Source organism: Buchnera aphidicola (Muscaphis stroyani) (assembly GCF_005080865.1).
Taxonomy (GTDB): Bacteria; Pseudomonadota; Gammaproteobacteria; order Enterobacterales; family Enterobacteriaceae; genus Buchnera; species Buchnera aphidicola_AG.
The window spans coordinates 41,193-54,833 of the sequence record NZ_CP034861.1 but is presented as its reverse complement, the minus strand read 5'-3'; the positions used below and the strand labels follow the sequence as shown (position 1 = coordinate 54,833).

The 13,641-nt window shown below is 27.0% G+C and carries 14 protein-coding genes and 4 tRNA genes; 12 read left to right on the top strand and 6 right to left on the bottom strand.

Features of this window, described 5'->3' with window-relative positions; all coding sequences use genetic code 11:
• Positions 1 to 67 precede the first annotated feature (67 nt).
• On the top strand, positions 68 to 1,903 hold the full coding sequence (gene rpoD, locus D9V75_RS00245; RefSeq protein ID WP_158343127.1) for an RNA polymerase sigma factor RpoD: 1,836 nt from the start codon (positions 68 to 70) through the stop codon (positions 1,901 to 1,903).
• Positions 1,904 to 2,003: 100 nt separating this feature from the next.
• On the opposite strand, the gene cysE is transcribed toward rpoD, so the two are convergent.
• The 6 genes from cysE to metF form a co-directional block, all read right to left on the bottom strand.
• Positions 2,004 to 2,828 carry a serine O-acetyltransferase gene (gene cysE / locus D9V75_RS00240; protein ID WP_158343125.1) on the bottom strand — a complete coding sequence of 275 codons (825 nt, stop codon included), beginning with the start codon at positions 2,826 to 2,828 and terminating at the stop codon, positions 2,004 to 2,006.
• 18 nt (positions 2,829 to 2,846) lie between these two features.
• Positions 2,847 to 3,296 (bottom strand): protein-export chaperone SecB, encoded by a 450-nt coding sequence (gene secB / locus D9V75_RS00235; RefSeq protein ID WP_158343124.1) that lies wholly within the window; start codon positions 3,294 to 3,296, stop codon positions 2,847 to 2,849.
• Positions 3,297 to 3,353: 57 nt separating this feature from the next.
• A complete protein-coding gene (locus D9V75_RS00230; protein WP_158343122.1) occupies positions 3,354 to 3,788 on the bottom strand; it encodes a rhodanese-like domain-containing protein in 435 nt (144 codons plus the stop codon).
• 115 nt (positions 3,789 to 3,903) lie between these two features.
• Positions 3,904 to 5,283, bottom strand: coding sequence for an argininosuccinate lyase (gene argH, locus D9V75_RS00225; RefSeq protein ID WP_158343120.1), 1,380 nt, complete (start codon positions 5,281 to 5,283; stop codon positions 3,904 to 3,906).
• 84 nt (positions 5,284 to 5,367) lie between these two features.
• The gene (locus tag D9V75_RS00220) at positions 5,368 to 6,582 is read right to left on the bottom strand and encodes an argininosuccinate synthase (RefSeq protein ID WP_158343118.1); all 1,215 of its coding nucleotides are present in this window, start codon (positions 6,580 to 6,582) and stop codon (positions 5,368 to 5,370) included.
• Positions 6,583 to 7,376: 794 nt separating this feature from the next.
• On the bottom strand, positions 7,377 to 8,258 hold the full coding sequence (gene metF, locus D9V75_RS00215) for a methylenetetrahydrofolate reductase (protein WP_158343116.1): 882 nt from the start codon (positions 8,256 to 8,258) through the stop codon (positions 7,377 to 7,379).
• An 81-nt stretch (positions 8,259 to 8,339) separates the two neighbouring features.
• Between metF and murB the strand changes: the two genes are divergently transcribed.
• From murB to rplL, 11 genes are all read left to right on the top strand, one after another.
• Positions 8,340 to 9,353, top strand: a complete 1,014-nt coding sequence (gene murB, locus D9V75_RS00210; protein ID WP_158343114.1) for a UDP-N-acetylmuramate dehydrogenase — start codon at positions 8,340 to 8,342, stop codon at positions 9,351 to 9,353.
• Between the two features lie 160 nt (positions 9,354 to 9,513).
• Positions 9,514 to 9,586: transfer RNA gene (locus tag D9V75_RS00205), tRNA-Thr, on the top strand.
• Positions 9,587 to 9,607: 21 nt separating this feature from the next.
• Positions 9,608 to 9,689: transfer RNA gene (locus D9V75_RS00200), tRNA-Tyr, on the top strand.
• A gap of 15 nt (positions 9,690 to 9,704) precedes the next feature.
• Positions 9,705 to 9,776: transfer RNA gene (locus D9V75_RS00195), tRNA-Gly, on the top strand.
• Positions 9,777 to 9,787: 11 nt separating this feature from the next.
• A tRNA-Thr gene (locus D9V75_RS00190) sits at positions 9,788 to 9,863 on the top strand.
• A 284-nt stretch (positions 9,864 to 10,147) separates the two neighbouring features.
• Positions 10,148 to 10,531, top strand: a complete 384-nt coding sequence (gene secE, locus D9V75_RS00185) for a preprotein translocase subunit SecE (RefSeq protein WP_158343112.1) — start codon at positions 10,148 to 10,150, stop codon at positions 10,529 to 10,531.
• A 2-nt stretch (positions 10,532 to 10,533) separates the two neighbouring features.
• Complete coding sequence (nusG, locus tag D9V75_RS00180) at positions 10,534 to 11,079, top strand: transcription termination/antitermination protein NusG (protein WP_158343110.1); 546 nt, start codon at positions 10,534 to 10,536, stop codon at positions 11,077 to 11,079.
• 52 nt (positions 11,080 to 11,131) lie between these two features.
• Positions 11,132 to 11,578 carry a 50S ribosomal protein L11 gene (gene rplK, locus D9V75_RS00175; protein WP_158343108.1) on the top strand — a complete coding sequence of 149 codons (447 nt, stop codon included), beginning with the start codon at positions 11,132 to 11,134 and terminating at the stop codon, positions 11,576 to 11,578.
• Positions 11,562 to 12,257 (top strand): 50S ribosomal protein L1, encoded by a 696-nt coding sequence (gene rplA / locus D9V75_RS00170; RefSeq protein ID WP_158343106.1) that lies wholly within the window; start codon positions 11,562 to 11,564, stop codon positions 12,255 to 12,257. The genes rplK and rplA overlap by 17 nt, the downstream gene beginning before the upstream one ends.
• A gap of 255 nt (positions 12,258 to 12,512) precedes the next feature.
• Positions 12,513 to 13,010 carry a 50S ribosomal protein L10 gene (gene rplJ, locus D9V75_RS00165; RefSeq protein ID WP_158343104.1) on the top strand — a complete coding sequence of 166 codons (498 nt, stop codon included), beginning with the start codon at positions 12,513 to 12,515 and terminating at the stop codon, positions 13,008 to 13,010.
• A gap of 63 nt (positions 13,011 to 13,073) precedes the next feature.
• Positions 13,074 to 13,442: a 50S ribosomal protein L7/L12 gene (gene rplL, locus D9V75_RS00160; protein ID WP_158343102.1), complete on the top strand. Its 369-nt coding sequence runs from the start codon at positions 13,074 to 13,076 to the stop codon at positions 13,440 to 13,442.
• The last annotated feature ends 199 nt before the right edge of the window (positions 13,443 to 13,641 follow it).

Genomic DNA, 13,641 nt, shown 5'->3' with positions numbered 1-13,641 from the left:
ATTATTTATTATTGACAAAAACAGTCAATTACTTTCAATTAAATTAATATAAGTTGGATACCATTTTATGGATCAAAACCCACAATCTCAACTTAAACTTCTTGTCACACATGGAAAAGAGCAAGGGTATTTAACCTATGCTGAAGTCAATGATCATTTGCCTGAAGAGATTATTGATTCTGAACAAATCGATGATATCATTCAAATGATTAACGACATGGGCATTCAAGTCGTTGAAGAAGCACCTGATGCTGATGATTTGATTTTAAATGAAATAAATGCAGATACAGATGAAGATGCTGTTGAAGCAGCAACTCAAGTTCTCTCTAGTGTAGAATCAGAGCTAGGACGAACTACTGATCCTGTAAGGATGTATATGAGAGAGATGGGAACTGTTGAACTTTTGACAAGAGAAGGCGAAATTGATATAGCTAAACGCATCGAAGAAGGAATTAACCAAGTTCAATCGTCTGTGTCAGAGTATCCAGAAGCAATTACTTATCTTCTTGATCAGCATGATCGAATTAAAACAGGTCAAATAAAATTATCTGATATAGTTACAGGATTTGTTGATCCTAATGCAGAAGAAATTTTTTCTCCTTCAGCCATGCACATAGGATCTGAATTATTAGAAGAAGAACAAAATAACGAAGATGAAGAAAATAATCAAAACACAGATGAAGATGATCATAAAATCGATCCAGAATTAGCAAACGAAAAATTTTCTGAATTAAGAAAACAATACAATAATACAAATAATACGATTAGAAATAAAAAAAGATACCATAAAGATTCACTGACAGAAATTTATAATCTTTCAGAGGTTTTTAAACAATTTAGATTAGTTCCAAAACAATTTGATTATTTAGTCAATAGCATAAGATGCATGATGGAAAGAGTTAGAATACAAGAAAAAATGATTATGCAATTGTGCATTGATCAGTGTAAAATGCCAAAAAAAAATTTTATAAAAATTTTTAAAGGAAAAGAAACTGACGATAACTGGCTTGAACAAGCTCAAAATATAAATCAACCATGGTCTAAAAAGATAAAAGAAGTAAAATCAATTATATCGAGAAGCATACAAAAATTAATTCAAATAGAAAAAGAAACAGGTTTAACTATTCAACAAGTTAAAGATATTAATAAAAGAATGTCTATTGGAGAAGCTAAAGCTAGAAGAGCAAAAAAAGAAATGGTAGAGGCTAATTTAAGATTAGTAATTTCTATTGCTAAAAAATATACTAATAGAGGTTTGCAATTTTTAGATTTAATTCAAGAAGGTAACATTGGTCTAATGAAAGCAGTTGATAAATTTGAATATCGTCGAGGATATAAATTTTCAACTTATGCTACATGGTGGATTCGACAAGCAATTACGCGATCCATTGCAGATCAAGCTCGTACAATTCGGATTCCTGTTCATATGATAGAAACTATTAATAAACTTAATCGAATTTCTAGACAAATGCTTCAAGAAATAGGTCGAGAACCGACTCCTGAAGAACTTTCTGAAAAAATGCTAATTCCTGAAGACAAAATTAGAAAAGTTTTAAAAATAGCCAAAGAACCAATATCTATGGAAACCCCGATTGGAGATGATGATGATTCACATTTAGGTGATTTTATTGAAGATACTACTTTAGAATTGCCATTAGATTCAGCAACTTCTGAAAGTTTAAGATCAGCTACGCATGACGTTTTGTCTGGACTAACCGCTCGTGAAGCAAAAGTACTTCGCATGCGTTTTGGAATTGATATGAATACTGATCATACTTTAGAAGAAGTTGGAAAACAATTTGATGTTACAAGAGAAAGAATACGTCAAATAGAAGCCAAAGCACTTAGAAAATTGCGTCATCCAAGTAGATCAGAAATACTGCGCAGTTTTTTAGACGACTGAGAATTAACTAATTTATTATAAAATAAAACTTCTGTATTTAATCTTATTCTATAAAAAATTTTCAAAAACAGAAGATTTTATTTTATATAGATAATTCTCTTTATATTCCGCTTCCATATTGAAATTTTTCTGTACATTTAGAACTGCACTTTTTTGGATTATTATATTTATTAACATCATCTGCTGTACTTAAAATTTTTGCCGGAATTCCAGCCACTGTTACATGTGAAGGAACATTTTTTAATACAACAGAACCTGCTCCTATTTTAGATCCCGATCCTACTTCAATGTGTCCTAAAATTTTTGCTCCTGCTCCTATAACAACTCCTTTTCTAATTATTGGATGTCTATTTTTTCCTTTTATTTTACCTGTTCCCCCTAAAGTAACTGAATGTAATATTGAAACGTTATCTTCTATTTTAACTCTTTCTCCGATAACCACACCACTTGCATGATCTATCATTATACCAGATCCAATAGATGCAGCTGGATGAATATCGACTGAAAAGACTGAAGAAATTCTACTCTGAAGATATAAAGAAAATGAATATTTCTTTTTTTTCCAAAGATAATGACTAATTCTATAAGATTCTAAAGCATGAAATCCTTTTAGATATAATAAAGGAGTTAAATAATTTTTAACTACAGGATCTCTTTTAAAAACGGCTCTAATATCTTTCACTGCAAAATGCAATAAATACATATTTTTTGAGTATATATTTTCAAAAATTTTTTTTAATTCTGCTGTAGAAATACTGGAAGTAGATAACTTATCAGCTAATATATAACTTAAAGAACTACTGAAATTATTATGTTTTGATATATTTTTATTATAAAAATTTGAAAAAAAAGGTTCTTTTATTTTTAAAAAAAAAGATTCTTTAACTATTTTATTCCATATTTCCAAAACTGGTTTAGAGCGCATTTTTTTTCCTTATATATACTATGCATTCATTTTTTTATATTCCACATGTTTTTGATAAATGTCATCAAAATTGATAGGTGCAAGATTAAGTTGAGGAAAGCTAGCATGAGAAACTAAATTTGATATGCATTCTCGAGCATAAGGAAATAAAATGTTAGGACAATAAGATCCTATACACTGATTTAATTCAATTTCATTCAATTGAGAAATAAAAAAAATACCAGCTTGATGTACATCACATAAAAAAACTAAATTTTTTTCACTTTTTACTTTTACTCTAACCTGCAAAGTAATCTCAAAAATATTTAATTCAATTTTATTAGAAAAAGTATTTAAATTTAATTGTACAGTAGGCTTCCATTTTTGATCAAAAATACTTGGAGCATTAGGACATTCAAAAGAAACGTCTTTTATATAAACACGTTTAATTTCAAATAAATGTTGTTTTAATGTATTTTTATGCAACATAAAATATCCACAATATTAATAAGTAATCTTTTGTAAAAAAATAAAAATTTTAAAAAATTATTTATCTTTGGTAACAAGAGGTAAATTATCTAAATTCCAAAAATCAATTCCATTTTTTAAAACATAAATACGTGAAAATCCATTTTTTAAAAAAACACTGACACATTCGTCATACTTATTTGATTCACTAATAACTAAAATAATAGGACAATATTTATATATTTTTAACGTTTCTATCTTATTTAGCAAAATATGTTCTAATAAAAAATTGATTGAATGAACAATATGACCTTGTGTAAATAAATCTAAAGATCGAGTGTCAATAATAATAGCTTTTTTTTTATTTATTAATTCAATTGCTTCTGTATTATTAATAATTTTAAATTTTAAAAAAAAAACTCTAGTAATAGAATAAATAGTTAAAAACATGAAAAAAAACCATATAAAAACTAAAAATATGTGATTTTTTACAAAAAATATTATGTCTTTCATAGAATTTAAATCCTGTGTTAATCACCAATTAAGCATTTTCTTGAAAAAATTAATAGTTAATGACTTAGCATTTTAAAGATTTAAAATGCTAAGTTAAAACACAAAAAATATTAATTTATAAAATATTTAATCTTTTCTTTGCTTTCATAATTTCCAAATACACTTGACTAGGAGCTACGCCTCCCTGAGAAGATCTTTTTTCTAAACAGGATTCTAAAGTGATATTTTTATATATATCTTTTTTAATTAATTGGCTATATTTTTGAAATATCATTAACTCTAAATCATTAAGCGATTTTTTTTCTTGAATTGCTCTTAGCACTATTTGACCAGAAATATTATGAGCCTCTCGAAAAGGCATTCCTTTTTGAACTAAATAATCAGCTATTTCTGTTGCATTTAGATAACCTTTTTCAGCAGCTTTTCGACATGACACACGATTTACTGTCAAATTATTAATCACTAATCCAGCCATAGATAAACAATCGTTCCATGTTTTTAAAGAATCAAAAAGACCTTCTTTATCTTCTTGCATGTCTTTATTATATGATAAAGGAAGAGCTTTTAATACAATTAAAATTGAAACTAAGGAACCATGAACACGACCGCATTTTGCACGAATTAGTTCTAATGCATCTGGATTTTTTTTTTGAGGCATAAGCGACGATCCAGAAGTAATTGAATCAGATAATTCAATAAAATCAGCTTCTCTAGAATTAAAAAAAATTAAATCTTCAGAAAAACGAGATAGATGAATCATTCCAATTGAAGCTGCTGAAAGTAATTCAATAACATAGTCTCGATCTGAAACGCTATCAAGACTATTTCTAGTTGCGGAATCAAAACCCATTGATAAAGCAAGTTTTTTTCGATCAATTTTCCAAGCAGTGCCTGATACCGCTCCCGAACCTAAAGGACTAATATTTAATCTTTTAAAGATATCTTTTAATCGGCTAGAATCTCTTCTTAACATCTCAACATAAGCTAAACACCAATAAGAAAAGGTAATGGGTTGAGCACGTTGTAAATGAGTGTATCCTGGCATGATGACATCATGATTAGATTCTGCGATAGATACAAAAATTTTTTGTAATTTAGTAATGCTATTTAACAAAATAGATAGCTGATTTTTGCACCATAGTTTTAAATCAGTAGTAATTTGATCATTTCGGCTTCGACCAGTATGTAACTTTTTACCTAATATCCCTATTTTTTGAATTAAATTAGTTTCTATCCAACTATGTATATCTTCTGAACCACTTACAAGAATACTTTTGAGATTTTTTTGAATATCTTCAAGTAACGACGTTAACGCATTTTCTATTATATTTTGTTCTTTTTGGTTTAAAATCCCATTTTCTTTTAGAGATTTCGACCAAGCAATAGAAGCAAAAATATCTTCTTTTGCTAAAACATAGTCAAAAGACAAAGAAGAATTAAATTCTTTAAAAAATTTATTTGATTCAGTTGTGAATCGTCCACCCCAAAGAGTCATATATTCTCTCGATAAAATAAATACTAAATAAAAATAAATTTAAAATTGTTTTTTCGTTATATTTAAAAAAAATTTTCTAAAAAATTATTTTAATCTATTCTGTGCTCGCATTTTAGAAGATAATGAAAAAAGACGAATAAAACCAGCTGCATCAGATTGATTATAAACTTCTTCTTTCCCAAAAGTAGCGTATTCTTCAGAATACAATGAATTAGGAGATTTTTTTTGAACAGCAGTAACACTACCTTTATAAAGCTTCAGAACTACTTCTCCATTGATTTCTGAAGATAATGAATCAGCAGCCGCTTGTATCGATTTTCGTATTGGAGAAAACCAACGTCCATCATAGATAACGGAAGACATTTCTAATCCCATTTGTTCTCTCCATTTAAAACTTTCACGATCTAGTACTAATTGTTCAATGGCTTTTATAGCTTTAACAATAATAGTACCGCCTGGAGTTTCATAGCATCCTCTAGATTTAATCCCAATTACTCTATTTTCAACGATATCAATTCGCCCTATTCCATGATTCGATCCAATCTTATTTAATTTTAAAACACACTGCAAAGGATTTAATATTTCATTATTAATTGATACTACACAACCTTTTTTTAACGTTAATTTAACAAATTCAGGATCTTCTGATGCATCTTTCGGATCTAACGTCCAAGACCAACAATCTTCTTTAGCAATGTTCCAAGGATTTTCTAACAACCCTCCTTCTGTCGAAACATGCCAACAGTTTTCATCTTTACTATATATTTTTTCTACAGTTGCGGTAGTAGGAATATTTTTTTCTTTTAAATATTTTAATAATGATTCCCTTGAATTTAAGCTCCATTCGCGCCACGGTGCAATGACATTCAAATTCGGAGCCAATGCTGCATAAGCCATTTCAAATCGAATTTGATCATTTCCTTTTCCAGTTGCTCCGTGGCATACTGAGCCAGCTCCGATGTTTAATGCAAACTCAATCTGTTTTTTTGCAATAATAGGTCGAGCCATTGCAGTACCCAATAAATAGTTACTTTCATACAGCGCTCCAGTTTTTAAAACAGGATATACATAATGCTCTATAAATTCTTCTTTTAAATCAGAAATGTAACAACTCGTGGCTCCAGATTGCAATGCTTTTTGTTCAATCCCTTCTAAATCTTCTTTAGATTGACCTATATCAGCTACAAAAGCAATAACTTCAATTTTATAATTTTCTTTCAACCAAGGAATAATAGCTGAAGTATCTAAACCACCTGAGTAAGCTAAAACTACTTTATCGCTATTTTTATTTAATTTCATACATCATAACCCATTAAAATTATATTAAATCATAAATAAATTTAAGCAGCAATATTCGAATTATTAAGCAAAGATTAAAAAATTTTCAAAAAAATTATTTTTTCTTTAATGTTTACAAAGTTTTAAAGTAAATGAAAATTATAAGGAAAAAAATTGATTTTTAAAATGATGTTAATCATAATTTTATTCATAATATTTTTATTATCTTATTAAAAATTTATGTTGATTCGGCAGAATAAATCTACTTAATAAAAAATTTTTATAAATAAATATTGATATATGAGATATTGTTAATTACATCAAGAAAACAATCGAATAAAAGAGGGATAAAATACTTGTCATTTTAAAATTTTTATTCTTTTAAAAATGTAACAATACTTAAAAAAATGATATAAAAATAATTTTTTTAAATATATAATGATTCACAAAATTATTCATTTAGTATCATTTAGTTTTTTCGAAAAATAAAAGATTTTAAATAATAAAATCTATTAAATTAATATACTTTATTTTAATAACTTTTTATTTTAATATATTAAATAATTAGTTGCATAAATTGATCAAAAAAATATGTCTAATGATAGATATTAATTTAAATTTTATACTCGCTTAAAAAAATTAATTAAAATAAAAAATTCAGTAATATTAATATATATTAGCAAAATAAAAATTAAGAGTAATATAAAAAATGTGTACATTTTCTATTAAAAAATATTTAAGTTTTAAACTTTAAACTTTTTATTTAAAAGTAAAATTTTTTAAGAACTTTTATTTTTGTATTATTGTTTAATAATTTATTTTAACCCTAAAATATGACAAATAGAATATGCCATATCAGATTGATTTAAAGTATAAAAATGAAAATTTTTTACTCCTTCATGACATAAATTTTTTACAATATCTATTGCTATACTAGAACCTATTATTTTTTGAGTCATCAAATTATTTTCTGATCCATCAAACATTTTAAATATCCACTTTGGAATATGAACGTTAGTTATACTAGAAAAACGCTTTATCTGCTGAAAATTAGAAATTGGTAAAATACCTGGTATAATATCAACTTGTATTCCATTTTTAACACAAGCATCTCGAAAACGCAAATAACTCTCAATTTCAAAAAAAAATTGAGTGATAGCTCTACTTGCTCCCGCATCAATTTTATTCTTCAAATAAAATATTTCAGATTGAATATTTTTCGATTCTGGATGTAATTCTGGATAAGCAGCAACAGATATATCAAAATCAGCAATTTTTTTCAATAAAACTACTAGATCTAATGCATACATCTTATGTTGATAATTCTTATTTAGAGTGTCCCCTCTTAATGCCACTATGTGCTTAATACCATCATCCCAATAATTCTTAGCTATTTTTCTTAGTTGATTTGAAGTAGTATCAATACAAGTAAGATGTGGCGCTGTTATCACTCCTGTGATCTGATTAATTTTTTTTACAAAATGATGTGTTTTGTTTCTTTCTCCACTATTAGCGCCATAAGTGACAGAAAAGAAATTTGGTTTTAAAGAAGATATTTCATTTACTGAAGACCATAATCTTTTTTCTGCAATTAAATTTTTAGGAGGAAAAAATTCAAAAGAACATTGAATAATATTCTGATAATTTTCTAATTTTTGATTTAAAATATCCTGGTGATATTTGTGATAATTTTTCATTTAAAACTCCATAATTATATTTAATTAATATTTAATTTCTTATAATTGACATAAAAACTAAAACACTTTTATATAAATTAAATGTTTAAAAAAAAATATTTCTCTTACGAATCTTTAAAAAAGTTAAATACATTTAAAATTAATGTAACGGCAAAAAAAATTGTTTTTGTAAAAACAATTCAATCACTGATTAATGTATGGAATACATGTAAATTTTATTCCATTCCTTTTATTATCTTAGGTGAAGGAAGTAATGTTCTCTTTTTGAAAAACTATCAAGGAATAGTAGTAATTAATCGTATCAAAGGAATTATAGTAACAGAAAAAAAAAAGACTTGTCTATTACATGTCTATTCAGGAGAAAAATGGAATGATTTAGTAAAATATTCTTTAAGAATAGGATTTTTTGGGTTAGAAAATTTAGCATTAATTCCAGGATGCGTAGGGTCTGCTGCAATTCAAAACATTGGAGCTTATGGAGCAGAGCTAAAAAATGTATGTCAATACGTAGATGTTTTATCTTTGAATGATAATTCTATTAAAAGAATATATAAAAATGAATGCAAGTTTTCTTATCGAAATAGTATTTTTAAACATCAGTACAAATATGGATACGCAATTATTTCAGTTGGTATAAAACTATCAAAAATATGGAATCCAATTATTTTCCATTCATTTAAAAAAAAAATAAAGTGCACAAATATTACTCCATATTCTATTTTTAATTATATATGCTATTTAAGAAGAAATAAGCTTCCTAATCCTAAAAAAACAGGAAGCGCTGGAAGTTTCTTTAAAAATCCAATTATTTCGAAAAAAAAATTAAAAAAACTTACATCTTTATACACTAATATTCCAATGCATTTACAAAAAAATGGTTTAGTAAAAATTTCTGCTGCATGGTTAATTGAAAAATACAGGTTTAAAAATATTCATATCGGTGATGCAGAAATTTATAAAAAACAAAAACTTATATTAATTAACCGAAAAAATGCAACAGGTCTAGAAATTTTAAAATTATCAAAAATAATAACAATATGTATTTTGAAAAAATTTAACATATTCCTTCAACCAGAAATAGATTTTATCAGATAATTTTAAAAAGTTTATATACTTTTTTAAAATCATACATTTTAAAAAAATCAGTTTTGAAAAAATTATTAAATATAATTTTTTTTATAAAAAACTTGCAATACTAATTAAAAATTATATAATAGGTAGCAATAACACTTAATAATACATTAATTATAAAATAGCCGGCTTAGCTCAGCAGGCAGAGCAACTGACTTGTAATCAGTAGGTCACCAGTTCAATTCCGGTAGCCGGCATATAACAATTATTTTTTAAAAGGTGGGGTTCCCGAGCGGACAAAGGGAGCAGACTGTAAATCTGCCGTCATAGACTTCGAAGGTTCGAATCCTTCTCCCACCAATCAAAAAATCCAAAGCGGACATCGTATAATGGCTATTACCTCAGCCTTCCAAGCTGATGACGCGGGTTCAATTCCCGCTGTCCGCTCAAAAATAAAAGCTGATATGGCTCAGTCGGTAGAGCACGCCCTTGGTAAGGGCGAGGTCCCCAGTTCAAACCTGGGTATCAGCACCATGCTTTTATAAATTTTTTATGTTAAAAGTAAAAGTTCAATTTTTATCAAAAAAATGTAAGATCATTACACCATAAACCTCGCCTATTGATTTTGTTTTAAGATTTTCTACATTCTAATACTTCATATTAGCAAAATTCTATTCTAAATTAATAGTTTTATTCTTATTCTTTTTAAAATTATAAAAAAATTAATTTTTTATCCTGAAAATTTATAGCGATAAAATAGGTTAAAATTAAAAAAATAAAATATATTTTTATCATTATTTTATAATTTCGAGAAAAAAATGAATACTAATACGAATAATCAAAAAAAATCTAAAATTTTAGAAAAGATGAAATGGATTTCTTTAATTATACTGATTTTTTTATATTTTATTATAAGTCAATACTGCGGTAAATTAAAGTTTTTTATCCATTTAATTATTATGTCTTTTTTAGTTCTTTGCGCTGTTAGGGTTGCATTTTCTACAGAAAAAGGAAAAAATATATATTCATATATAAATGCGTCTAAAATGGAAATTCAAAAAATAATATGGCCTGAATATAAAGAAACTTTATACACTACATGCGCTATTATTTTTGTAACAATTTTAATATCTATACTTTTATGGAGTTTAGATAGCATTATATTTCGTTTAATAGCATTTATAATTCGTTTAAGGTTCTAAAGATGCGTGAGAGTCAAAAAAAAAGATGGTATGTATTACAAGCTTTTTCTGGATTCGAAAGTCGTGTAGCACAATCAATACGAGAACATGTAAAATTAAATAAAATAGAAAATTTGTTTGGAGAAGTGATGGTTCCTTCTGAAGAAGTCGTTGAAATTAGAGGCGGTCAACGTCGAAAAAGCGAATATAAATTCTTTCCTGGATACGTTTTAATTCAAATGATCATGACTGACACAACTTGGCATTTAATTAGAAATATTCCTAGAGTGTTAGGTTTTATAGGTGGAAAATCAGATAAACCATCTCCTATTAGTGATCAAGAAGTTCAAACTATTATTAATAGAATGCGTCAAATTGGGGATAAACCGAGACCAAAAACTCTTTTTGAACCAGGAGAAATGATTCGTGTTAACGACGGACCTTTTTCAGATTTTAACGGAATAGTAGAAGAAGTGGATTATGAAAAAAGCAGATTAAAAGTATCTGTTTCTATCTTCGGAAGATCCACGCCAGTCGAACTTGATTTTCGACAAGTAGAAAAAAGTTAAAAATAATTAAATTTTTTTGCAAAATATAATTTCAGTTAAGAGAATAATAAAAATGGCTAAAAAAATACAGTCTTATATTAAGCTTCAAGTAGCAGCTGGAATGGCAAACCCAAGCCCACCTATTGGCCCTGCTTTAGGTCAAAAAGGCGTGAATATTATGGAATTTTGCAAATCTTTTAATTTACAAACAGAATCTATAGAAAAAGGACTTCCTATACCTGTCATTATTACAGTTTATTCAGATCGTTCATTTACATTTATAACAAAAACACCACCAGCATCTGTATTATTAAAAAAAGCAGCGGGAGTTAAATTAGGATCTAAAAAGCCTAAAATAGAACAAATTGGAAAAATAACTCAATCTCAAATAAAGGAAATAGCAGTCATAAAAAGTAAAGATATGACTGGTTCTAATATTGAAAATATAATGCGTTCTATTGAAGGAACTGCCAAATCTATAGGTTTGATCATTGAGGCGTATAATGAAAAAACTGACTAAAAGAAGAAAAAAAACAAAAAAATTAATTGATTTAAAAAAATTATACAGCATCGATGAGTCGATTAAATTATTAAAAAAATCATCTGTAGTACGCTTTATAGAAAGTATTGATGTATCGATTAATTTAGGAATAGATCCTAAAAAATCTGATCAAAATATCAGAGATTCTATAATATTGCCTCATGGTGTTGGCCGATTCACCCGAGTTGCTGTATTTACTCAAGGCGAAAATGTTCAAATAGCAAAAAATGCAGGAGCAGAACTGGTTGGAATGGAAGAATTATGTGAAAAAATAAATATAGAAGGTGTGAATTTTGAAGCAGCTATTGCTTCTTCTGATGCTATGAAAACAGTAATGAAATTAGGTCATATACTAGGACCTAGAGGATTAATGCCAAGCCTAAAATCAGGAACAGTTACGAATAATATTTCAGAAGCGGTTAAAAATGCAAAAAATGGGCAGATTCACTATCGTAACGACAAAAATGGAATTGTTCATTCTACGATTGGAAGAATTAATTTTGATGAAAACAAAATAAAAGAAAACTTTAACTGTTTTGTATCTTCAATAAAAAAATCAAAACCACCAAAATCAAAAGGAATATACATTAAGAAAATAGTACTATCAACTACTATGGGCTTTGGTTTAATTATTGATCAATCTAGTTTAACTTTATAGTTAATTTATTTTTTTTACAATAAAAAAATTGTTTATAATAAAAACCCCATTGTTTCAAAAATCCAAAGTTAATTTTGAATCAAAAAAATATTGTTAAAATCTATTTATAATAGTGTTTCATTAAAAAATTTTTTACAAGAACGATAATACAATACTAAAACATATTTTAAAAACTCATTACTGTCAAAAATATTTTTTATTATCTTAAAAAATTAAAAATCATTTCTCTCGAAACAACATAGGAGAATCCGATACATGGCATTAAGTCTTGATACAAAAAAAAATATTGTCTCCAAAATTAATAAAATATCAAACGTAGCATTATCAGCTATCACTGCTAATTCTCAAGGTATCTCTGTAAACAAAATGAATCAGCTTCGAAAATCTGGACGAAAAGTCGGAGTATATATGAGTATTGTTCGCAATACTTTATTAACTTTAGCAATTCAAAACACTGCTTTTGAATGTTTAAAAAAAAAAATAAAAGGATCTACTTTCATCGCTTACTCAATGAACCATCCTGGAAGTGGAGCAAGATTATTTAAAAAATTTTCAATGAAAAATGATCAATTCAAAATTACAGGAGCTGCTTTTGAAGGTAAATTACTCTCAATGTTAGAAATTAATCAACTTGCAGAAATGCCTACTCATAAAGAAGCAATCACTAAACTTTTGATTACGTTAAAAATGTCAGCTGCTGGAAAATTTGTTTATATATTATCTGCTATAAAAAAGAAAAAAGAAATCTCTTAAAAAATTTATTTTGTACTTTAATAATATCTAAAATAATTCTATTATTTATCAGGAAGTGTTGTCATGTCTATAACTAAAGAGCAAATTTTGGACGCTGTATCAGAAATGTCTGTTATGAATATAGTAGAACTTATCTCAGAAATGGAAAAAAAATTTGGAGTTTCTGCTAATATATCTTCACATTCTGGAAATGACCACGAAAAAAAACCAGCTGAAGAAAAAACAGAATTTGATGTTTTTCTAAAAGTTGTTGGACCAAACAAAGTTCCAGTAATTAAAACTGTTCGGAGCGCAACTGGTTTAGGACTAAAAGAAGCTAAAGATTTAGTAGAATCAGCTCCAACTGTTTTAAAAGAAAACTTAAGTAAAACAGATGCAGAATCACTCAAAAAAAAATTAGAAGATGTTGGTGCTGAAATCGAAATTAAATAAACAAATTATTGTGCGCAATACAATTTAATTAACTTTCTAAGAGAGGCTGGTGACTGTAACTCGCCAGCCTTTTTAATCAAAAAGTTATATTATTTTCTGTAAAAATTTTTAATTTTAAGAAAATAATCTTTTAAAAAATTTAATTATCTTTAAAAATAAATTAGACATAAATGCTCCCTCCCTTCAGACAAAAAAATAA